The 18,433-nt window shown below is 38.5% G+C and carries 13 protein-coding genes, 3 tRNA genes, 2 rRNA genes, 1 pseudogene and 1 other annotated feature (1 of these 20 cut by a window edge); of the genes and pseudogenes, 2 read left to right on the top strand and 17 right to left on the bottom strand.

Annotated elements, in window-relative coordinates; genetic code table 11:
* Positions 1–81: 81 nt before the first annotated feature.
* The 8 genes from IGJ14_RS03430 to IGJ14_RS03395 form a co-directional block, all read right to left on the bottom strand.
* Complete coding sequence (locus IGJ14_RS03430) at positions 82–2,727, bottom strand: valine--tRNA ligase (protein ID WP_108145661.1); 2,646 nt, start codon at positions 2,725–2,727, stop codon at positions 82–84.
* 48 nt (positions 2,728–2,775) lie between these two features.
* Positions 2,776–2,988 (bottom strand) — a binding site (T-box leader).
* 103 nt (positions 2,989–3,091) lie between these two features.
* On the bottom strand, positions 3,092–3,745 hold the full coding sequence (locus IGJ14_RS03425; RefSeq protein ID WP_195273366.1) for a redox-sensing transcriptional repressor Rex: 654 nt from the start codon (positions 3,743–3,745) through the stop codon (positions 3,092–3,094).
* 259 nt (positions 3,746–4,004) lie between these two features.
* On the bottom strand, positions 4,005–5,216 hold the full coding sequence (gene thiI / locus IGJ14_RS03420; protein WP_065095655.1) for a tRNA uracil 4-sulfurtransferase ThiI: 1,212 nt from the start codon (positions 5,214–5,216) through the stop codon (positions 4,005–4,007).
* A gap of 19 nt (positions 5,217–5,235) precedes the next feature.
* Positions 5,236–6,378: a cysteine desulfurase family protein gene (locus tag IGJ14_RS03415; RefSeq protein ID WP_019723566.1), complete on the bottom strand. Its 1,143-nt coding sequence runs from the start codon at positions 6,376–6,378 to the stop codon at positions 5,236–5,238.
* Positions 6,379–6,577: 199 nt separating this feature from the next.
* Positions 6,578–8,299: a septation ring formation regulator EzrA gene (locus tag IGJ14_RS03410; protein WP_019723567.1), complete on the bottom strand. Its 1,722-nt coding sequence runs from the start codon at positions 8,297–8,299 to the stop codon at positions 6,578–6,580.
* A gap of 203 nt (positions 8,300–8,502) precedes the next feature.
* Positions 8,503–9,057 (bottom strand): HAD family hydrolase, encoded by a 555-nt coding sequence (locus tag IGJ14_RS03405; protein WP_195273365.1) that lies wholly within the window; start codon positions 9,055–9,057, stop codon positions 8,503–8,505.
* 31 nt (positions 9,058–9,088) lie between these two features.
* A complete protein-coding gene (locus tag IGJ14_RS03400) occupies positions 9,089–9,928 on the bottom strand; it encodes a Cof-type HAD-IIB family hydrolase (protein ID WP_195273364.1) in 840 nt (279 codons plus the stop codon).
* 120 nt (positions 9,929–10,048) lie between these two features.
* The gene (locus IGJ14_RS03395; RefSeq protein WP_195273363.1) at positions 10,049–10,882 is read right to left on the bottom strand and encodes a DUF72 domain-containing protein; all 834 of its coding nucleotides are present in this window, start codon (positions 10,880–10,882) and stop codon (positions 10,049–10,051) included.
* Positions 10,883–11,025: 143 nt separating this feature from the next.
* Here IGJ14_RS03395 and IGJ14_RS03390 point away from each other — a divergent pair, with 143 nt between their 5' ends.
* Positions 11,026–11,994, top strand: a complete 969-nt coding sequence (locus tag IGJ14_RS03390) for an asparaginase (protein WP_010736088.1) — start codon at positions 11,026–11,028, stop codon at positions 11,992–11,994.
* A gap of 345 nt (positions 11,995–12,339) precedes the next feature.
* Here IGJ14_RS03390 and IGJ14_RS03385 read toward each other — a convergent pair whose 3' ends face one another.
* From IGJ14_RS03385 to IGJ14_RS03370, 4 genes are all read right to left on the bottom strand, one after another.
* On the bottom strand, positions 12,340–13,089 hold the full coding sequence (locus IGJ14_RS03385) for an acyl-ACP thioesterase domain-containing protein (protein WP_010736089.1): 750 nt from the start codon (positions 13,087–13,089) through the stop codon (positions 12,340–12,342).
* A 14-nt stretch (positions 13,090–13,103) separates the two neighbouring features.
* Complete coding sequence (locus IGJ14_RS03380; protein ID WP_019723571.1) at positions 13,104–13,937, bottom strand: fructosamine kinase family protein; 834 nt, start codon at positions 13,935–13,937, stop codon at positions 13,104–13,106.
* A 181-nt stretch (positions 13,938–14,118) separates the two neighbouring features.
* Complete coding sequence (locus IGJ14_RS03375) at positions 14,119–15,447, bottom strand: aminopeptidase C (protein ID WP_066026626.1); 1,329 nt, start codon at positions 15,445–15,447, stop codon at positions 14,119–14,121.
* Positions 15,448–15,610: 163 nt separating this feature from the next.
* Positions 15,611–15,684, bottom strand: a tRNA-Asn gene (locus IGJ14_RS03370).
* A 199-nt stretch (positions 15,685–15,883) separates the two neighbouring features.
* On the opposite strand from IGJ14_RS03370, the gene IGJ14_RS03365 reads away from it, so the two are divergent.
* Positions 15,884–15,956, top strand: a tRNA-Thr gene (locus IGJ14_RS03365).
* Here the strand turns inward: IGJ14_RS03365 and IGJ14_RS03360 are convergent.
* The 5 genes and pseudogenes from IGJ14_RS03360 to IGJ14_RS03340 all read right to left on the bottom strand — a co-directional run.
* Positions 15,947–16,727, bottom strand: a pseudogene (locus IGJ14_RS03360) (IS5/IS1182 family transposase); the annotation flags it as partial. The gene IGJ14_RS03365 and the pseudogene IGJ14_RS03360 overlap by 10 nt on opposite strands.
* Before the next feature lie 296 nt (positions 16,728–17,023).
* Positions 17,024–17,632 carry a hypothetical protein gene (locus IGJ14_RS03355; RefSeq protein ID WP_430608280.1) on the bottom strand — a complete coding sequence of 203 codons (609 nt, stop codon included), beginning with the start codon at positions 17,630–17,632 and terminating at the stop codon, positions 17,024–17,026.
* A gap of 387 nt (positions 17,633–18,019) precedes the next feature.
* Positions 18,020–18,093, bottom strand: a tRNA-Asn gene (locus IGJ14_RS03350).
* 12 nt (positions 18,094–18,105) lie between these two features.
* Positions 18,106–18,221: ribosomal RNA gene (gene rrf / locus IGJ14_RS03345) — 5S ribosomal RNA — on the bottom strand.
* 89 nt (positions 18,222–18,310) lie between these two features.
* A 23S ribosomal RNA gene (locus IGJ14_RS03340) occupies positions 18,311–18,433 on the bottom strand; it runs 2,792 nt beyond the window's last position.

Raw genomic sequence — 18,433 nt, 5'->3', positions numbered from 1 at the left:
TTACGTAGGAAACAATGAAATCCAGAAGAGCTCTTTTTACTTAAAAAAGAGAGGCAACTTCCGTCACCTCTCTCTTTCGTCTTACTTGATTGATTTTAATTGCGCAATACGTTCATTGACAGCTGCTTGTTTTTCTAAATAATCTTTTTCTTTTGCACGCTCTGCTTCAACTACATCATCCGGTGCATTCGATACAAAACGCTCATTACTTAATTTTCCTTGTACACGTTTTACTTCGCCTGTCCATTTTGCTAGTTCTTTTTCTAGACGTTGGATTTCTTCTTCAATGTTGATCAGCCCTGCTAAAGGTAAGAAGATTTCCGCGCCAGTCAAGACCGCAGACATTGCTAGATCCGGGGCAGTTACGTCACTTGAGATCGTCAACTCTTCTGGATTACAGAAGCGCTCGATATAGCTAGTGTTTTCATTTAAGAATTGATCGATCTTCGGATCATTTGTTTTGATCAGTAACGTGATTGGTTTTGATAATGGTGTATTCACTTCAGAACGGATATTACGTACAGAACGAATCAATTCTTTCAGTACTTCCATCCCTTTTGAAGCAGCTTCATCATCGTATTCCGGTTGCACGACTGGATAATCAGCCACTACTAAAGATGTTCCTTTATGAGGGATGTGTTGCCAGATTTCTTCTGTAACAAATGGCATGATCGGATGCAATAAGCGTAAGATCTGATCCAACGTATGGACAAGAATACTACGGTTCGTTTGTTTCGCTACTTCGTCCTCACCGTAAAGTGTTTCTTTACTCATCTCGATGTACCAGTCACAGAAATCATCCCAGATAAAGTTATACAATTGGCGACCAGCCTCACCAAATTCAAATTGTTCAAATAAGTCAGTCACTTTAGCGATTGTTTCATTCAAACGTGTCAAAATCCAACGATCGGCTACAGTTTTCTCCCCTGAAAGATCAATATCTTCTACGGTCATCCCTTCAACATTCATGATAACGAAACGAGAAGCGTTCCAGATTTTATTGATGAAGTTCCAAGAAGCATCCATTTTTTCGTAACTAAAACGTACGTCTTGTCCTGGTGCTGAACCATTAGATAAGAACCAGCGTAACGCATCAGCACCGTATTTTTCAATGACTTCCATTGGGTCGATCCCATTTCCAAGAGATTTACTCATCTTGCGTCCTTGTTCATCACGAATCAATCCATGAATTAGTACATTCTCAAATGGACGACGTTCTGTAAATTCCAAGCTTTGGAAAATCATTCGGCTTACCCAGAAAAAGATGATATCATAGCCTGTTACTAATGTACTTGTTGGGAAGTAACGTTGGTAATCTTCATTGTCTTCGTCAGGCCAGCCCATTGTTGAAAAAGGCCAAAGCGCTGAACTGAACCAAGTATCCAACACATCGGGATCTTGTAACCAGTTTTCACTGTCTGCTGGTGCTTCCATGCCCACGTACATTTCACCAGTTTCCTTATGATACCACGCAGGGATCTGATGTCCCCACCATAGTTGACGTGAGATTACCCAGTCATGAACATTCTCCATCCAGCGTAAGAAGGTTTGGTTGAAACGTGGTGGGAAAAACTCAACTGCATCATCAGTTTCTTGATTTTGGATCGCCTTTTCAGCTAAAGGTGCCATTTTTACAAACCATTGTGTTGATAAACGAGGTTCAACAACTACTCCTGTACGCTCAGAATGGCCTACATTGTGGATCATCGTTTCGATCTTGATCAGACGACCAAGTTCTTTTAGATCCGCAACGATCGCTTTACGTGCTGCAAAACGGTCCATTCCTTGATACTTACCTGCTAATTCATTCATCGTGCCATCTTCATTCATGACATTCACTCGTGGGAGGTCATGACGGTTACCGACTTCAAAGTCATTTGGGTCATGTGCGGGCGTGATTTTTACAACCCCTGTTCCAAATTCCATGTCGACATATTCATCTGCTATGATCGGTATTTCTTTATTCACTAGTGGTAAAATGACTTTCTTACCAATCAATGCTTGGTAACGCTCGTCTTCTGGATGAACAGCGATTGCCGTATCACCAAGCATCGTTTCTGGACGGGTCGTTGCGATTTCCACCACACCTGAACCATCAGCCAATTCATAGCTCATATGATAAAAGGCACCTTCGATTTCTTTGTGGATCACTTCGATATCAGAAAGAGCTGTGCGTGCTTGTGGGTCCCAATTGATGATGTATTCGCCACGATAGATCAACTCTTTTTCGTATAGGCTAACGAATACTTTACGAACAGCTTCAGACAAGCCATCATCTAAGGTGAAGCGTTCACGGCTATAATCCAAAGATAAACCCATTTTTGCCCATTGTTCACGTATATGACCGGCATATTCTTCTTTCCATTCCCATACTTGATCAATAAATTTTTCGCGACCTAGATCATAACGAGAAACACCTTGCTCACGTAATTTTTCTTCTACTTTTGCTTGTGTTGCGATCCCTGCATGATCCATCCCTGGTAACCATAACGTATCATAGCCTTGCATTCTTTTTTGACGAATCAACATATCTTGCAATGTTGTATCCCAAGCATGACCTAAATGGAGTTTACCAGTCACGTTGGGAGGTGGGATAACGATTGAATAAGGTTTTGCTTTCTTGTCACCACTTGGTTTGAACAAATCTTCGTCTAACCAGCTTTGATAACGACCCGCTTCTACTTCTTGCGGATTGTACTTTGTGGATAGATTCTTTTCTTCCGTCATACTGTTTTCCTCCTTTAAAATAAAAAAAAACGCCCTAAATACTTTCGTATTTAGGACGTATAAATTACGCGGTACCACCTAATTTGTAATAGTTGCCTATTACCTCTCAAAGTGAGTTAACGATCACTACTCGTTCATCTCTACTCGATTCAAGACAAAAACTCCCAAGCTACCTTCACTAGCTTTCGTTAAGAACGTTCCACCATTCGTTCTCTCTCTCTAAACGTCGGACTAGTTACTCCTCTTGATCAACATCTTGACTCATTTTACAATGGTTAGTAGCCAAAGTCAATAAAAGCTCTTAACGAATCGCTGTTCGATTCACATAAAGACTCCCTTTTTGTGCGATCTTCCCACTTAGTTTTTACTTGGAAGGAAAGACTTGCGAATAATTTTCATCAAAATAGATCAACGTCTGTAGCTCAGTTGTCAGATCGATGTATTGCATATGGACATGTGGCGGAACATTGACACGATCTGGCGCAAAGTTCAAGATCGCAGTAATGCCTCCTTTGACGATTTCATCGATAGCTGCTTGTGAATACTTACTTGGTACAGTCGATATCGCCACTTTGATTCCTTCTTTTTCAACGATTTCACTAAAACGATCCATAGGATAAACCATCACACCTTCGATTTCTTTTTCAACGATGGCTGGATCATTGTCAAATACACAAACAATATTCAAATTTGCATTTCTTCTGAAATTATTGTGTTTCAATGCTTTTCCTAAATTCCCAAAACCAACTAAAGCGATTCTTTTTTCTTCTTCTGTGTTCAAAATTCGATCAAATACTTCAATCAAATAGGGAACATCGTACCCATAACCGCTTCGTCCTAATTCCCCTAAATGAGAAAAATCTCTACGGATCGTGGCAGAAGGTACTTGTGTGATCTCACTAAATTCATTTGATTTGATTCGTTGAACACCAGAATCATTCAACATATTTAAATAGCGCAAATATAAAGGCAACCGTTTCGCTGTTGCTTTGGGTAACGTTTCTGATTTTTCTCGCATATCGTTTCTCCTTGTTAATCATTTCACATAATTTTAGTTTAGCATGGAACAAGGAACCTCGCAATAGGAGGAAGCTTAACTCCATGAAAAACAAGAAAAATAAGGTACCACCCACAAAATTTGACATACAATTTTTGTGGATGGCGCCTTATTTCTCGAGGCTAAACCATTGTCTCGTCCTCTTTCACGTGTCTACTTCTTGAGACTGGATCTTTTATTTCGAATGATCGACTCGTACAAGAAGTACAAGTTCCTTCGTTTAAAGTAAATCAGAAAATTCTTCTACTTGTTCTTTTGCTGTTTCTGTGTGGATCGTTTCGATCTTTAAGCCTGCCAAAGCACGTTCGATCATCCCATCGATATCCAAACGTTCTTCGTATTGATGCACTTTTTCTAGTCGTGGACGAGTCTTAGGCTGTGGCGGTGCAAAAATCGTGCAGCAGTCTTCAAATGGTTGAATGGACAAATCAAACGTATCGATTTGTTCAGCCACTTCGATGATCTCTAATTTATCCATCGTCGCTACAGGACGAATGATCGGTGTATTCGTAACCTCATTGATTGCCACCATACTTTGGAGTGTTTGGGAAGCCACCTGTCCTAATGATTCACCATTTAAAATCACTAGTCCATGACGAATACGGCGGATCTCATCTGTCAAACGAAGCATCATCCGACGTGTGATCGTCATCCAGTAGCCTTGGGGCACCACTCGTTTGATCTCTTCTTGCACTTCTGTAAACGGTACTTCGATAAATTCGATTTTACCAACATAGGGTGTCAGCTTCACTGTTAAGTCTTTCGCTTTTTGCAAGGCTTGTTCACTCGTGTAAGGTGGACTAGCAAAGTGGACAGCTTCAATTTCTACCCCACGTTTCATGGCATAATAACCGGCAACTGGAGAATCGATCCCTCCAGAAAGCATCAACATACCTTTTCCGCTTGTACCGACAGGCAGACCGCCAGCTCCTTTGATCGTTTCATAGGAAAGATACGCACCATCTCGGCGGATTTCCACACGCAACGCAATATCTGGCTTTCTCATTTGTACTTGGATATCCGGAAAAACATCGATGACTGCATTTCCTAATGTTTGGTTTAGTTCATTGCTGTCCAATTCAAAGCTATGATCACTACGTTTTGCAATGATCTTGAATGTTTCTTTTCCTGTATAGATTTCTTGCATGATTTCCTGAACCGCTTGTTTTAAACTTTGTACTTCTTTTTCTACTCGCACGCTAGGTGAAAAGTTTTGGATCCCAAATATCTTCGCTAACTTAGGGATAACTAAGTCTCCGTCTACACCATTCAACAGTAGATGCATCCGATCACGCTCTGCGTGGATCTTGATTTCAGGAAAATCGCTCAATGCCTGTCTGACATTTTGTGCCAACTGCATAATAAAACTTCGACGATTTTTTCCTTTTGTTGAAAGTTCACCATAGCGAACCATGATTTCACTGTACTTCACAAAAACACTCCTCTGTTTCTTAATTGATGACTGAAAACTTCTTGTACAACTGTTTAAAGATGATCATGAATTGTTCGACTTCTGCCATCGTATTGCTTTCATCTAAGCTGACGCGAATCGCTGAAGTAGCTAAATCATTGGGTACTTGCATCGCATGCAGCGTACTACTTGCCATGTGCTTTCTAGAAGAACAAGCGCTTGTCGTAGAGACAAATATTTGTTTTTCTTCTAATGCATGGACCAATACCTCACCACGAATACCTTTTAATGAAAAACACAAAATATGGGGTGCGTAATCTTCACCTTCAGAAAAAATCGTTACTTTATCATACGTATGTAAAGCTTCAATCAATGCTTGTTTAAGATAGGCAGTTTGGTTTGGTTTTTGTGCTTTGATATCTAGAGCTAAACGCAACGCTTTTGCCATCGCGACGATCCCCGGCACATTCTCTGTTCCACTCCGTTGATTTTTCTCTTGTCCGCCTCCAGTGAACAGCGGTGCTAAACGTCGGCCTTTTTTCCAATAAACAAAACCAACACCACGAGGCCCGTGGAATTTATGGGCAGAAAAAGTGGCAAAATCCACACGTTCAGTCAACCATTCCTCTAAAGGAACTTTACCAATCGCTTGTACCGCATCCACATGGAAATGGATTTTAGGAAAATCATTTAAAAAACTACTGATTTCTTTGATTGGTTGAATCGCACCTACTTCATTATTCACTGCCATAACGGAAACCAAAATCGTTTCTTTACGTACTAATTTTTTCAACTCATCTACGCGGACGATCCCTCTTTTATCGACAGGAGCAATACTCACTTCGATACCGAGTTTTTTTAACTGCTCAGCTGTTTCACTGACAGCAGGATGTTCAACGCCTGATATGATCATGTGGTTACCGTAACCTAGTTTTTCAAGCATCGTTCCTTTAAGCACCCAGTTATTTCCTTCTGTTCCACCTGACGTGAAATACACTTCTTCAGGAGACACAGCAATCAGTTCAGCGATTTGTTTTCTCGCTTGTTGTAGCAGACGGTTCGCCTGATTGCCTAAATCGTGTAGACTTGATGGATTCCCGATGATCCGTTGACTTGTTTTGACATACGCATCCAAACTTTGCGGATAGATCGGTGTTGTCGCACTATTATCGAAATATATCATATTTAAACCTTCTTTTTTTGAAATTCTTACCTATTATAACGGTTGTCCCTTGTGCTTTCAAGTGGCGTTTTCTCCGAGTTGGACTCTATAAAAAAATCGATCGAATCAATGTATTCCCTGCCCAACAGTTACGCATCAATGACTTCCAAAAAAAGACAACACTCGGCACTTGCCTGTGTTGTCTTTTTTGATCGCAGGATTATACTAAATCAGGATGATTGAAGTAAAAATCTTCGATTCGTTTGAATGCACCTGGTTCTGTGCGCTCTAATGCTGTGCCGATCTCATCCAAAGCCTCTTGATAGTGATATTCTTTATTGAATAAGTAATAACTCTTTTCAATGGCTTCCTTCACTTCTTCATGTGTGTGACGGTAACGGTTCGCATATTGCAACATTTGCTCGGTTAATGCTGCTGCATCCACTAGATCGTGGGTTTTCTTATCGAGTAACTCTAGATCTTCTTCACATAATGCTACAAGACGTTCGACCTCATCCATGTTGACTCTGATTTTATTCAACACAGTACTCAATTCTTCGATACGTTCTGTTGCCACAAAGAAAAACTCTAGATAATCATTTGGCAAACCTGGTAAACGTTGTTTTTCAACAAACCGTTTAAGACTGCGCAATTTAAATTCGAATGTGTCGATTTTTTCTTGCGCTTCTTTTTCACCTTTTCTTAGTTCGTGTAAAGAATCGCTGATTTCAACCTGTTGGTTTTCAATATCTTCTAATACTTTGAAGACTTTCTTATAGAACGTTCTTACTTCTGAGTAAGGCACTTCATGTTGTTGTAACTGTGGTTTGATTTGTTCGTTTTGACGTTCGATTTCTTCCACTTCTGTTTGGAAACCACGTACACGCCCGATTTCGTTATGGTTCAATGTATAACTTTGAGCGGTATGATCTAATTCGATCAACAATTGACGATTGTTTTTCGTCGCATGTTTGATATATTGTTCGATCGTTGCTTGATTTTTAGTCACAAATACTTGTGCTTCCATCTCACGTTCTAAAATATCGTATAATGCATCGATCAGATTAGCCGTTTCACGATTTTCAAATTCAACAGTTTCAACTTCCGTTTTCTCAATATTGATCAACGAACGTTCGATTCGACGATTGATCGTTTCGATATCGCCAGACAGGTTTTCTTCTGGAAAAACATACTCCTCTTTGATTAAGCGGTCATAGGTCTCTTGGATCTCTTCCACTTGCGCCGGGAAAGTCGTATTCAAATCTTCAAATAATGGCGGGATTTTTTTCATTAACGCATCCACTTCATACGTGTGTTTTTCCGCTTTATCCAGCACTTCACGAGCTTCAACTGGATCACCTGAAGTATTTAACGTAACAAATTGTGTAAACTCATTTTCAATCGTTTTCACTTGCTTTTGTAACTCAGGTAAAGCTGGACCGTATTGCTGTTCTTCTTCTCGGATCGTTGCTTTTAGTTCCTCATAAACGTCTAAAGCTTGTTGAACAGCTAAGGAATTACGTTCTTCTGTTTCACGCAATTCTTTTAAGCCGTCACGAATCTCCGCAACTTCTTTTTCCATTTGGTTCATGGTTGCTTCGGCTTCTTCTACTGCTTTTTTCCCTTTTAGGAATCTAAAGCTCTCGTTGAGATTTTCAACTTCAAAGATCTGACTTTCTAACTCGGCAAATGATGAGGTAGAGATGTCATTCCATTTTTGACTCCATTCACGAAAGGTATTTTGGCTTTGCCCCACTAGATGCATTTTTTTGACATCGTCAACTTCTTCAATCACAGGCAAGTCGAATAATTCTTCCTTGCGTTTTTCTAAGACGTCCAATCGATCTTGGTTTTTTTTCTTCATTACGTAACTAACCAAAAAAGCCAGAATGGCGACTATAATGATTGCAATGACGATCCCGATGATAACATTATTTCCCATTTAAGGTTCCTCCGTTTTCAATATGCATCTACTGTCTCTATTTGTTTATGATCAGACGAATCTGATTTGCATAACATTGTAAATACGTCTTTCGTGCAAAAAGACATCTATTTTATATTATAACATACTATGTTCAGTCATACACTACCTACATAAAAAATCTTTTTTGCTATCTTTCTACCAACTAAAATGAGAAGACCTTATCAAAGACTCGTTGAAGCATTTTCTTCGGCAAACTTTAGTCGCTCTGCCTTCTTCATTTGTTCCTTGATTTCCTTTGCGATCCTTTCTTCAGGTGCATAATCCTTTTGCCAATTGTCTGGCTTCAATACTTTGTTTGTAACAGGATCGTAGTGAGGTTTTCCATCTGGAAACAGTTTTCCCATATTCGCTTGATGGACAATATCAAAAATCCTCGTAGGATCAACGCCCAGCAAAGAAAAAGAGCCATACGTAAAATAAAGCAAATCAGTCAGCGCATCCACTTGCTCGACGAGACTTTCCTCTCCCCAATTTTGTTTTGTGAGAATCTTTTTTTCTGCTTGATCAAGTGCGTGATGCAAGTATTGGACGGAATCATGCAATTTTTCAGCATCACCGTCACTGGCTGCCGCCACAAATTCAACTAATTCTTCGATTTTAAAACCCGCTCGGTCATCTGCATGTTTTTTTGTAAACGCAGTGGGTCTCTCTGGTATTCTTGGATCGAACGTCCGATGGAATTGTTCTACTTTTTGATAAGGTGTTTCTGGTTCCATATTGAATGTATTCCTCCTAACTGACACATATTCAATCGACTACCCCAAAATGCTTCAATCCTCTATAAATACCATCCGCTTCATTTGATGCCGTGACAAAATCCGCTTGCTGCTTCACACCAGTTGGCGCATTGCCCATTGCAACACCGATTCCTACTCCTTTTAGCATTTCAACATCATTGTAATGATCGCCAAACGCCATGATTTCGGACAATGCAATTCCTTTACTTGTCGCAAATTGTTGGATTCCTAACAATTTGGACCCCCCTTTAGGAATAATATCGACCGTATAAGGATTTGAGCGTTGGAACGAACATTCAGGGAATCGTTGGATAAGTTTTTCTTGCTCAGATGTTTGGCTTAATAAAATGCATTGATAAATCGGCTCATTCAAGATCGCTAATGTTTCATACCGTTTTCGTTGTCGGTGAGGACTGAACACTTGTAAGATTTTTTTCAATAGACGTACAGGGAATTTTTTTGGTAAGTGGTTGACTATTTTTTTGATGATGATCGATTGACCTAACATCATCGTCGTTGAACCATCTAATTGATCTCGCCCACCAAAAATGATTTGTCGGTGATGGGCATCCGAAAAGTGGACGATATCCGCTAATACTGTTTTATCAAAAGGATGGTCGACGATCGTTTGATCACGGTCAAAGACTAATTGACCATTGTAGACGACGAACATATCTAGTTCAAGTTCATCGATCACTTCTTTGATTCTTACAGGGCTGCGCCCAGTGGCAACACCGCATAATATGCCCTTTTTTTGTAGTTGATCAATCGCATCTTTAGTTGAAGCCAACGCTTTTGCTTGGTTGTTGACTAATGTGCCATCGATATCAAAAAAAACTGCTTTGATCATGTCGTTCCATCACCTCTTCCGATTATTATTTAGTAAAAATTTCTAGTTGAACAGTTTCATTTCTTATTGGTAAGGCGTGCTTGCTACTTTTTATATAGAGTGGTTACAACAGCCAGGTCTTCAAAACAAATCGATTTGTTTTGGATTTAGCTCATCTGGTTCGATACCTAAGATTTTTTGTAATGCCAAAGCATTTTCAGCCGCATCTCCACCAGAGTTATTATTGAAGATCACCCCAATATGTTTCGTTGACCCTTCTACTTTTTTGATGGCTGCTGCTAATTCCTGTAACTCTTCTTCAGAATACCGATACAACGTTCTTTTTTTTCGCCAATCCTGATCATTTGCTTGCCAACCTTGCTCATTTCTTCCATGAAACCGGAAAAGGGTAAAATCCGAATTTGTCACGTAAGGATCAAATGGGATCGTCGTGTTCAGTAATTGTGGTTCATCGATGATTGCTAAGGAAAACATTGCGCGAGTCATAAACTGTCTCGTGCGTGATAGAAATTGATCGCTATACCAAGAATAATCACGTAACTCAATAGCTACCGGATAGCCATTGAACCATTTTCTTAGTTTTCTTAAATAGGCAACATTTTCTTTGGTGCATTTAAATGAAGCAGGGAATTGAACTAAAAAACAAAAGAGTTTTCCTGACTCGCTCATTGGTGCCATCACATCTAAAAAGCGTTCAATCATCTCTTCTTCGGATTGATAATACTTCTGCCAGTCACCTTGACCACTGATTCCTTGATAGGCTTTTATCACAAAACGAAAAGCTGCCGGCACCTCATTCACCCACTTTTCCACAGATGATTTTCTGGGGATGCCATAGTAGGCGGTATCTAATTCGACTAATGAAAGGACACTCGCATAATCGTAAAGAGTATTATTCTTTTTTCCTGTTAATTTGTCATGTTCTTTAAATGAAGTCAAGCCAACTTTGATCACGGCGAATCACTTCCATTCGTTTAAATTCATTTTATCTTTTTGTTCAAGTTATTCCGTTTGATTCATTCATAGCAAAACTCTTTTATATAGTATACAATAAGCTAGAAACCCTATGCAAAATTATTCGTGAGGAAGTTCTGAAAATGAAAAAAATTCTTATCTTACACACAGGCGGTACGATCGCCATGAAAGAAAATTCTTTAACAGGTGGCGTAAGTCCAGATGTGGCGAACCCACTATTAGATGCAGAAGTAACGATTCCAGAAAATGTTGATTTGATCATGGAAGATATCTTTAATCTTCCTTCCCCACACATCATGCCTAAACATATGTTACAACTTAAAGAAAGAATCAACCAAGCCGTTCTTTCTGACATCCAAGGGGTCGTGATCACTCATGGGACAGATACGTTGGAAGAAACAGCATTTTTTCTAGACTCAACGATTGGTGATAAATTACCGATCGTCTTAACAGGAGCGATGCGTTCAAGTAATGAGTTAGGTAGCGATGGTCTATATAATTTTGAAAGTGCGATTCGGGTAGCAAGTTGTGATGAAGCAAAAGACAAAGGTGTTTTGGTCGTGATGAACGATGAGATCCACTCAGCACGCTATGTCACTAAAACCCACACGACTAATGTTGCTACTTTTCGTACTCCTACGTTAGGACCAATCGGTTTGATCACTAAAAATCGTATATTGTTTATGCAAGAATTACTTGAAGCGCAAAGACTAGATATCGCATCAGTCAAAGGAACGATCCCAATCGTCAAAGCCTATGCGGGTATGCAAGGTGATTTATTAGAAGCACTTGCCCATTCGAAAGTCGACGGTCTGGTCATTGAAGCTTTAGGCGCTGGGAATCTGCCTCCGCAGGCATTAACAGCATTAAAGAAACTCTTGATCCAAAAAATACCAGTAGTCTTGGTTTCTCGTTGTTTCAACGGAATCGCTGAACCCGTCTATGATTACGAAGGTGGCGGAAAAGAACTCGCAAGTATGGGCGTTATTTTTTGTAATAGTATCAATAGCCAAAAAGCTAGAATAAAACTTTTGATTGCCATTAACGGTGGCTTGTCAGAAGAACAGTTGATCAAATTTATGACACAATAGAAATCAAATTGAGTAATACAGGGTTTGCTCGCCTCTTCATATGGAAAACTCAATAGACGCTACAATCACATCATTGTTAAACGGAGTTCCAAATGAAACTCCTTTAGAAATAAGCGTGAAAAAGAAAGTGAGACAAAAATAAAATTCATTTTTGTTTCTATCCTTAAAAGCGAATAAACGGTGTTCCAGAAGTAACTCCTTCGGAAATAAGCCGAGAAACCCAAAAATTTGAAAAACAATTTTCGGGTTTCTCGGCTTATTTCTCGGAGCTGAACACTTCTGTCACAACCTCTTTTCGCGCTTATTTATCGAAGCAAAATATCTCACAATCTTATCTCACTCGATTTATTTTGTTTCTTCATTTTTCTCCCATAAGATATTCGCTGCACAATAAAGTTGCTCTTGCATTCTGATCTCATGTCTCGTTTTTACCTCTGTTCCAGACACCGTTTGTTCATAATGACTCTCGATCTCATTGCCATATTCAACTTCTTTATCAAAACGGATCAACACATGTTTAGGTGTATGTGTTGTCAAAAAATCGTAACCTAAAACATCAATGATCCAGTTGAAGTACATCGCATTGTTCACATGTTGATTGCTGTCAATATCATAAAATCGCACACGATATGGCAACATCAAGCCTGATTCGATTGGCTCGATTTTTTCTTGTCGTTTGATTTTCTTGATTTTTTCACTTTCAAAAGGTGCAATGATTTCTTCATTCACACTACTCATCTTACGGTTCACTAGATCCATCAAAACAAAGACTGATTCGATTTCAACTAATTCATTTCCTTCCTCATCATGAATCCAAAAATTACGATAACAAAAGAATTTATTATACTGCATCGCTTGTGTGGTAACATCGATTTTTTCACCGACATGAGGCAAGCGATTGATGTTCATCGAATAGTTCGTGATTACCCAAGTCAAGCCAAAGCTACTGACAAAGTCGGTTCCTCGGCCTAAATGATCACTTTGTTCTTCCGAAGTCTTGATGACCACACCCAGCATGGACGGAAAAGTCATTGTTTTGTTGATATCACATTCATAATAAGATACTTCATGTTTTTTTGTATATTTTTGTGCCAAAAGAAAACCTCCAATTACTTCTTCATTAATATATGATCGACCTGTGTCCCATAACTCTCTCCAAACATATTGAGATGCGCCAACAAGTAATAGAGTTGATAGAGTGGCAAACGACTCTCCCAGCCCTCTTCCAATGGCCAGCTTTCTTGGTAAGCTTCCAGGAATTCAGGACGAAAGCCACCGAACAACTGACTCATCGCAATATCTTGCTCGCGATTCCCATAAGAAACTGCTGGATCGATAAACACTGGTCTTCCTTGCTTATCATAGAAAACATTACCACTCCATAAATCTCCATGCAAGAGGCTAGGCGTAATCTTCCTATGATCGTCACGATTTAGTAGCTCTTTTTTTAACCGTTGATACTCTTTTTCACGTGTTTCATTCCATCGATTGTTTTTCTCCGCTATGTCGATTTGAGCCTCCAAGCGATTTTTGAAAAAGAAGGTCCACCAATCTTCTTCAAATGTATTGAGCTGTGGTAAACTCCCTAGATAGTTGTCCTTGCGAAAACCAAACTGTGGTGCAGTTGAACGATGGATTTTTACTAAGTCTTTTGCCAGTTCTCGAGGATCACCTTTCCCTGGTTCGATCCATTCCATCAATAGATAGGCACCTTCATTTGTTTCGCCTAACATATAAGTTTCAGGTACTCGTACATGTGGTGCAAGCTCTTTCAGACCATCCACTTCTGCTTCAAAAAAGCGTTTGGTCACATGAGGATGGATTTTTAGAAAATAGGATTTTTGCTGTTCTTCAATTCGATAGTTTTGATTCACATCTCCCCCAGTAATCGGTATCACTTTACCACTCAAACGAATCTCTGTTAACACTTCTTGGATATCCATTTTCACTCCTCCTTGCTATTTCACAAGATCGATGATTCATCGATCAAGTACGCCCGCAACAACTCCTATATCATTTTAAAGTATAACACAGGTATTTATAAAATCCTGAAATCAAGAAATCAACAAAAAACAGATACAGAAAACTATCAAGTCTCTGTATCTGTTTTGATTGATATTGAAATTAAGCTAATGCCCCCATTGGGTCCCAAGGAGCTAATAAAATTGGTTCAGCATTAAATGCGGCTAGCTGTTCTTCCGTCAATAAATCTTTGCGGACAACGATTTGATACGTATATTCATCCATCCACTCGTCACTCATCACAAAGAATCCTTTATCTCCGACTTTTTCTCCCCAGCTATTTTCGACTTTCCATTTCGTTGATTTTCCATCAACTAAATCGACACCAGTCAAGACCATCGCGTGAGTCATCAAACTTTCGCCATGATCCAAACGCTCCGCTTTCGTCATAGAAAAATCTAAATCAAATAATTCATCCATCTCATAAACGTCTGTTGCCATGATGCCGCTATCTCTTGTAGAAGATTGACCAACATCACACCCAAACCACACAGATTCTCCTTGTTCCAATTGAGCAATCGCTAAATTTTTGAACGTTGTCATATCGACATTAAGATATTTGACTTCTTTTCCTCCTACAACATTCCCTAACATTTCAACCGTATAAGAGCGATCATACGGTTTGTCTGCGGTCGGTGCATTGATGATACTTACATAATCATCCAAATTTACACCTATATATTTATCGTAAAACATTTGTGGAGTCAATTGTTGATCGATATGGTAATTTTTTTCTTCATCTCGATACTCAAAATCAAATTCAGTTGGTGGAGTACCTAAAGAAGTTGTTAGAAATTGATAGATCCCAGCTAACATCTTTTCTTTTTCTACTTGGATCTCTTCATTTGTTTTTCCTTCTGCCACTAATTGACGTAGTTTAACGGCGTCTTTACGCAATAATTTGTTTAAGTAGTTATTCAAATCACGAGAATTTGAGCTATTCGCGCTTTCTGGCATCACTGATTTTGGTACGACACCATATTTTTGGAATAATGATACGATCATATCCCATTGTCCACCATCTTGTTGGGGAACAGCCAGTAAAAAAGCGACTTTACGACTGTCTAATGCTTCATTGCCAGTTGCAAGAATATTTTCATAAAAATAGTTTGCTTTCTCGTATTTATCCCAAAAGAAAGTATAATTTTGTGATAATTCAAATTCCTTTAAGTGGAATTGAGTCAACAATTTGTGACGGAATGTATTCAACGCCGCAAACATCCAGCAACGGCCAGATTGTTTTTGGTTTGAGACTTTTCCAGTCGCTAGATCTACAGAAAATACCGGTGTGTTTTTTGTATGTGAAGCAATATTTTCTGCTGAAGCTGTGATCCCATTCTTTACAACAGCATTTTGTAAGGCTTGTTGCTTTTTATTCGTTTGAAATTGATCGGCAAATTTTTTTGTCATATCTGGTGTAATTGCGTTCATTTAATCATCCTTCCCGATTGAAAATATATCTCCATTTTACTCTTTAACCCTTTGAATTACAACGTGCTATTCTGAAAATTCAGAACAATCATGCGATTCAATCTGCCTATTCTCATTATAAAACAAAAAAATCCAGAAGAACTCTTCTGGATTTTGTATAGTACTCCGGCAGTAGGACTCGAACCTACGACATCATGATTAACAGTCATGCGCTACTACCAACTGAGCTATGCCGGAATCAAATTACATAAATATAATATCAATTTTCATCATATAACGCAATACTTTTTTTCAATTTTTCAAATAATTACTAATTAACCATCGTTATTTTATATTTGTGAAAAACAACTCAATTTCTTTTAAATGTCGTCTGTTCATAGAGAAAAGTTATTGACAAATGACCATAAATTAGTTATCCTATTTAGGTAGTAAAAATGCCGCTTTAGCTCAGCTGGTAGAGCGCTTCCATGGTAAGGAAGAGGTCGACGGTTCAAGCCCGTCAAGTGGCTTCATTAAGACAACGTTGTTGAGACGTTGTCTTTTTTGTTAAAAAAAAGACAGTATGACGATAGTCCTTCATGAAAAATAGAAACGAATCCAATTTTTGATGTATTTTGTCAAAAATGAATTCGTTTTTGCTGGTAACCGCACGTTTCTCTCCATGTATTTCCCTAACTTTCTCAGATTTAGTGCATAAGCGCCAATCCGACATCAATCGTCGTTCCTTATTTATCATATAAGTAAAAACAGCGGAACGTGAAATGAACTTTTAGATGATCAAAAACTTCTTTTTTACATTCTGCCTTGAAGTAGCGCTAAGAATTATTCACTAGAAGTTATCGCTTTTTTACATACTTTTCAAACGGGTACATTGACTCCAAACTGGACAAGCTTGACATTCTTCGCATTCATAACCTTTGAAATCTCGGACAAAGCTCCTTTTATCTTTCCTCCGACTATAGCCTTTAAATAAGGTAGGTTAGTTTGCTGAACAAATATACTCATATTGTTTTTTCAGATAGAACCAATTTCTATGTTGCATGAATGTTCCTTGTTCTTCTTTTTGCTTTCTTTGTAATACGTACTGTAGGTGATCAAAGGTGTTTTATGTAGAACATCAATGATATACATATAATTTTGTTCACTCCCATAACCTACATCAATTCTAGTAGCTCTTTATATTGTTCTAAAAATGGTGCTGAGCTTTGAATGTTCCTTAGGTTTAGGAATAAGTCATAGGGTAAGACATACTGGTTTTCTGTTTTGATTTGTAAATTATACCGTTCTAATTCATTGATGCGGTGTTGAGAAATTGCTACGACTAGGGATTTGAAGGCAAAAGCAATATAAATTTCTTGGATAAACTGTTACTTAGGCAGGGAGAAAGTTGTTTGATTGATAGGATAATTTTTAAACATAAAGCACACTCTTTTTTGATTTAGTTTCGTCACTTAAATCATTTAAGGTTGTGTGCTTTTTTATGTTCTTAAATTCAAAAAATGAGCGATAATCAGATATTTTTCTGATTATCGCCCTACTCTCTACTGATTTAAGCAAATCGTTTTTTGTCTTATTTTTAAACTGTGCCTTCTACATGAACAATATATCGTTGATTAGCACTACCATCCCTGCCGTTAAGAGGTGATAATATCAATGCTCGGTTATTTTGTCCATTAGGCGTTTCCATCACAAGGCTTGTACTAACATTTTGGATATAAACTATATTGCCATTTGCATGCGTATTTACTCTATACATTCTCCATTTATCGCTGCTTATATTCCAGCGAGTGTCTACTTTAAAACCTGAACCTGTTGATGCAGCTGATAAGTAGGCTGCTCTAAATATTCCACCTGGGCCACCTGCACTTAAAGGTCCACCCATAATTTGGTAAGTACGGTCAACATTATTATAGATTAGTATCCATTTTTGATTACGCGAATTAGTATTATTAAACATAATCACATCATTAATATTGGACATACTCCAGTCGATAACGTTCCTTGTATTAGCAGGGCTTTGAATCGAAACCATTCGATTATGATAGATCCCGCCCACGTCAACCCCGCGACTTTCAATCTGAGCTTTTGCAGTATTTTCATCTGCACTTACAGTATGCGAACCTAGTATTGCACCAAATGTTGTAGCTAAAAAAATTCCAAAAATCAGTTTCGTAATTTTTTTCATATCTTATTCTCCTTTATTACGATTTGCTTAAACTTAGTATCTCAAAGTTATGACTTATAATTACATTTTGATTAGTATTGCAACAAAAAAACTAACTATAAACAAATTTTTAATTAATCTTATTTTAAAGTTAAAGCATATTCGAACTATTTCATCACATGTTTACCTGGACATAGATTACAACTAAATAAGAATTTCGGTACTATAGTTACGTTTAAAATTCCTGTGTAACTTGATAAAATGAAGAGATAAATTGATTTTTATGTGAAAAAGCGACTCTACAAATCATAACCACCTTCCAAAAGGTGGTTATGATTTAAATTCAGTAACAGCTTATGTAATTCTAAGACAACAAAAAAACACAACAGCTTATGTTGTGTTTAAGAACTCCGGCAGTAGGACTCGAACCTACGACATCATGATTAACAGTCATGCGCTACTACCAACTGAGCTATGCCGGAATAATAATACCAGCGTGGCGGCGTCCTACTCTCACAAGGGGCAACCCCTCACTACAATCGGCGCTAAGAAGCTTAACTTCTGTGTTCGGCATGGTTACAGGTGTATCCTTCTCGCCATCGCCACCACACTTGGTGTTATCTATATTGAGTAAATCTTATTCACTCAAAACTGGATTTGAAGTATTAGTAAGAAACTCTCCGAGTTTTTCATTTTATTTTGGTTAAGTCCTCGATCGATTAGTATCAGTCCGCTCCATACATCACTGTACTTCCACTCCTGACCTATCTACCTGATCATCTCTCAGGGATCTTACTTTCTTAAAGAAATGGGAAATCTCAT

This window comes from Enterococcus sp. DIV1304_2 (genome assembly GCF_050555445.1).
GTDB classification, from domain to species: domain Bacteria; phylum Bacillota; class Bacilli; order Lactobacillales; family Enterococcaceae; genus Enterococcus_B; species Enterococcus_B pernyi.
This window is presented reverse-complemented; position numbering and strand designations above follow the sequence as displayed.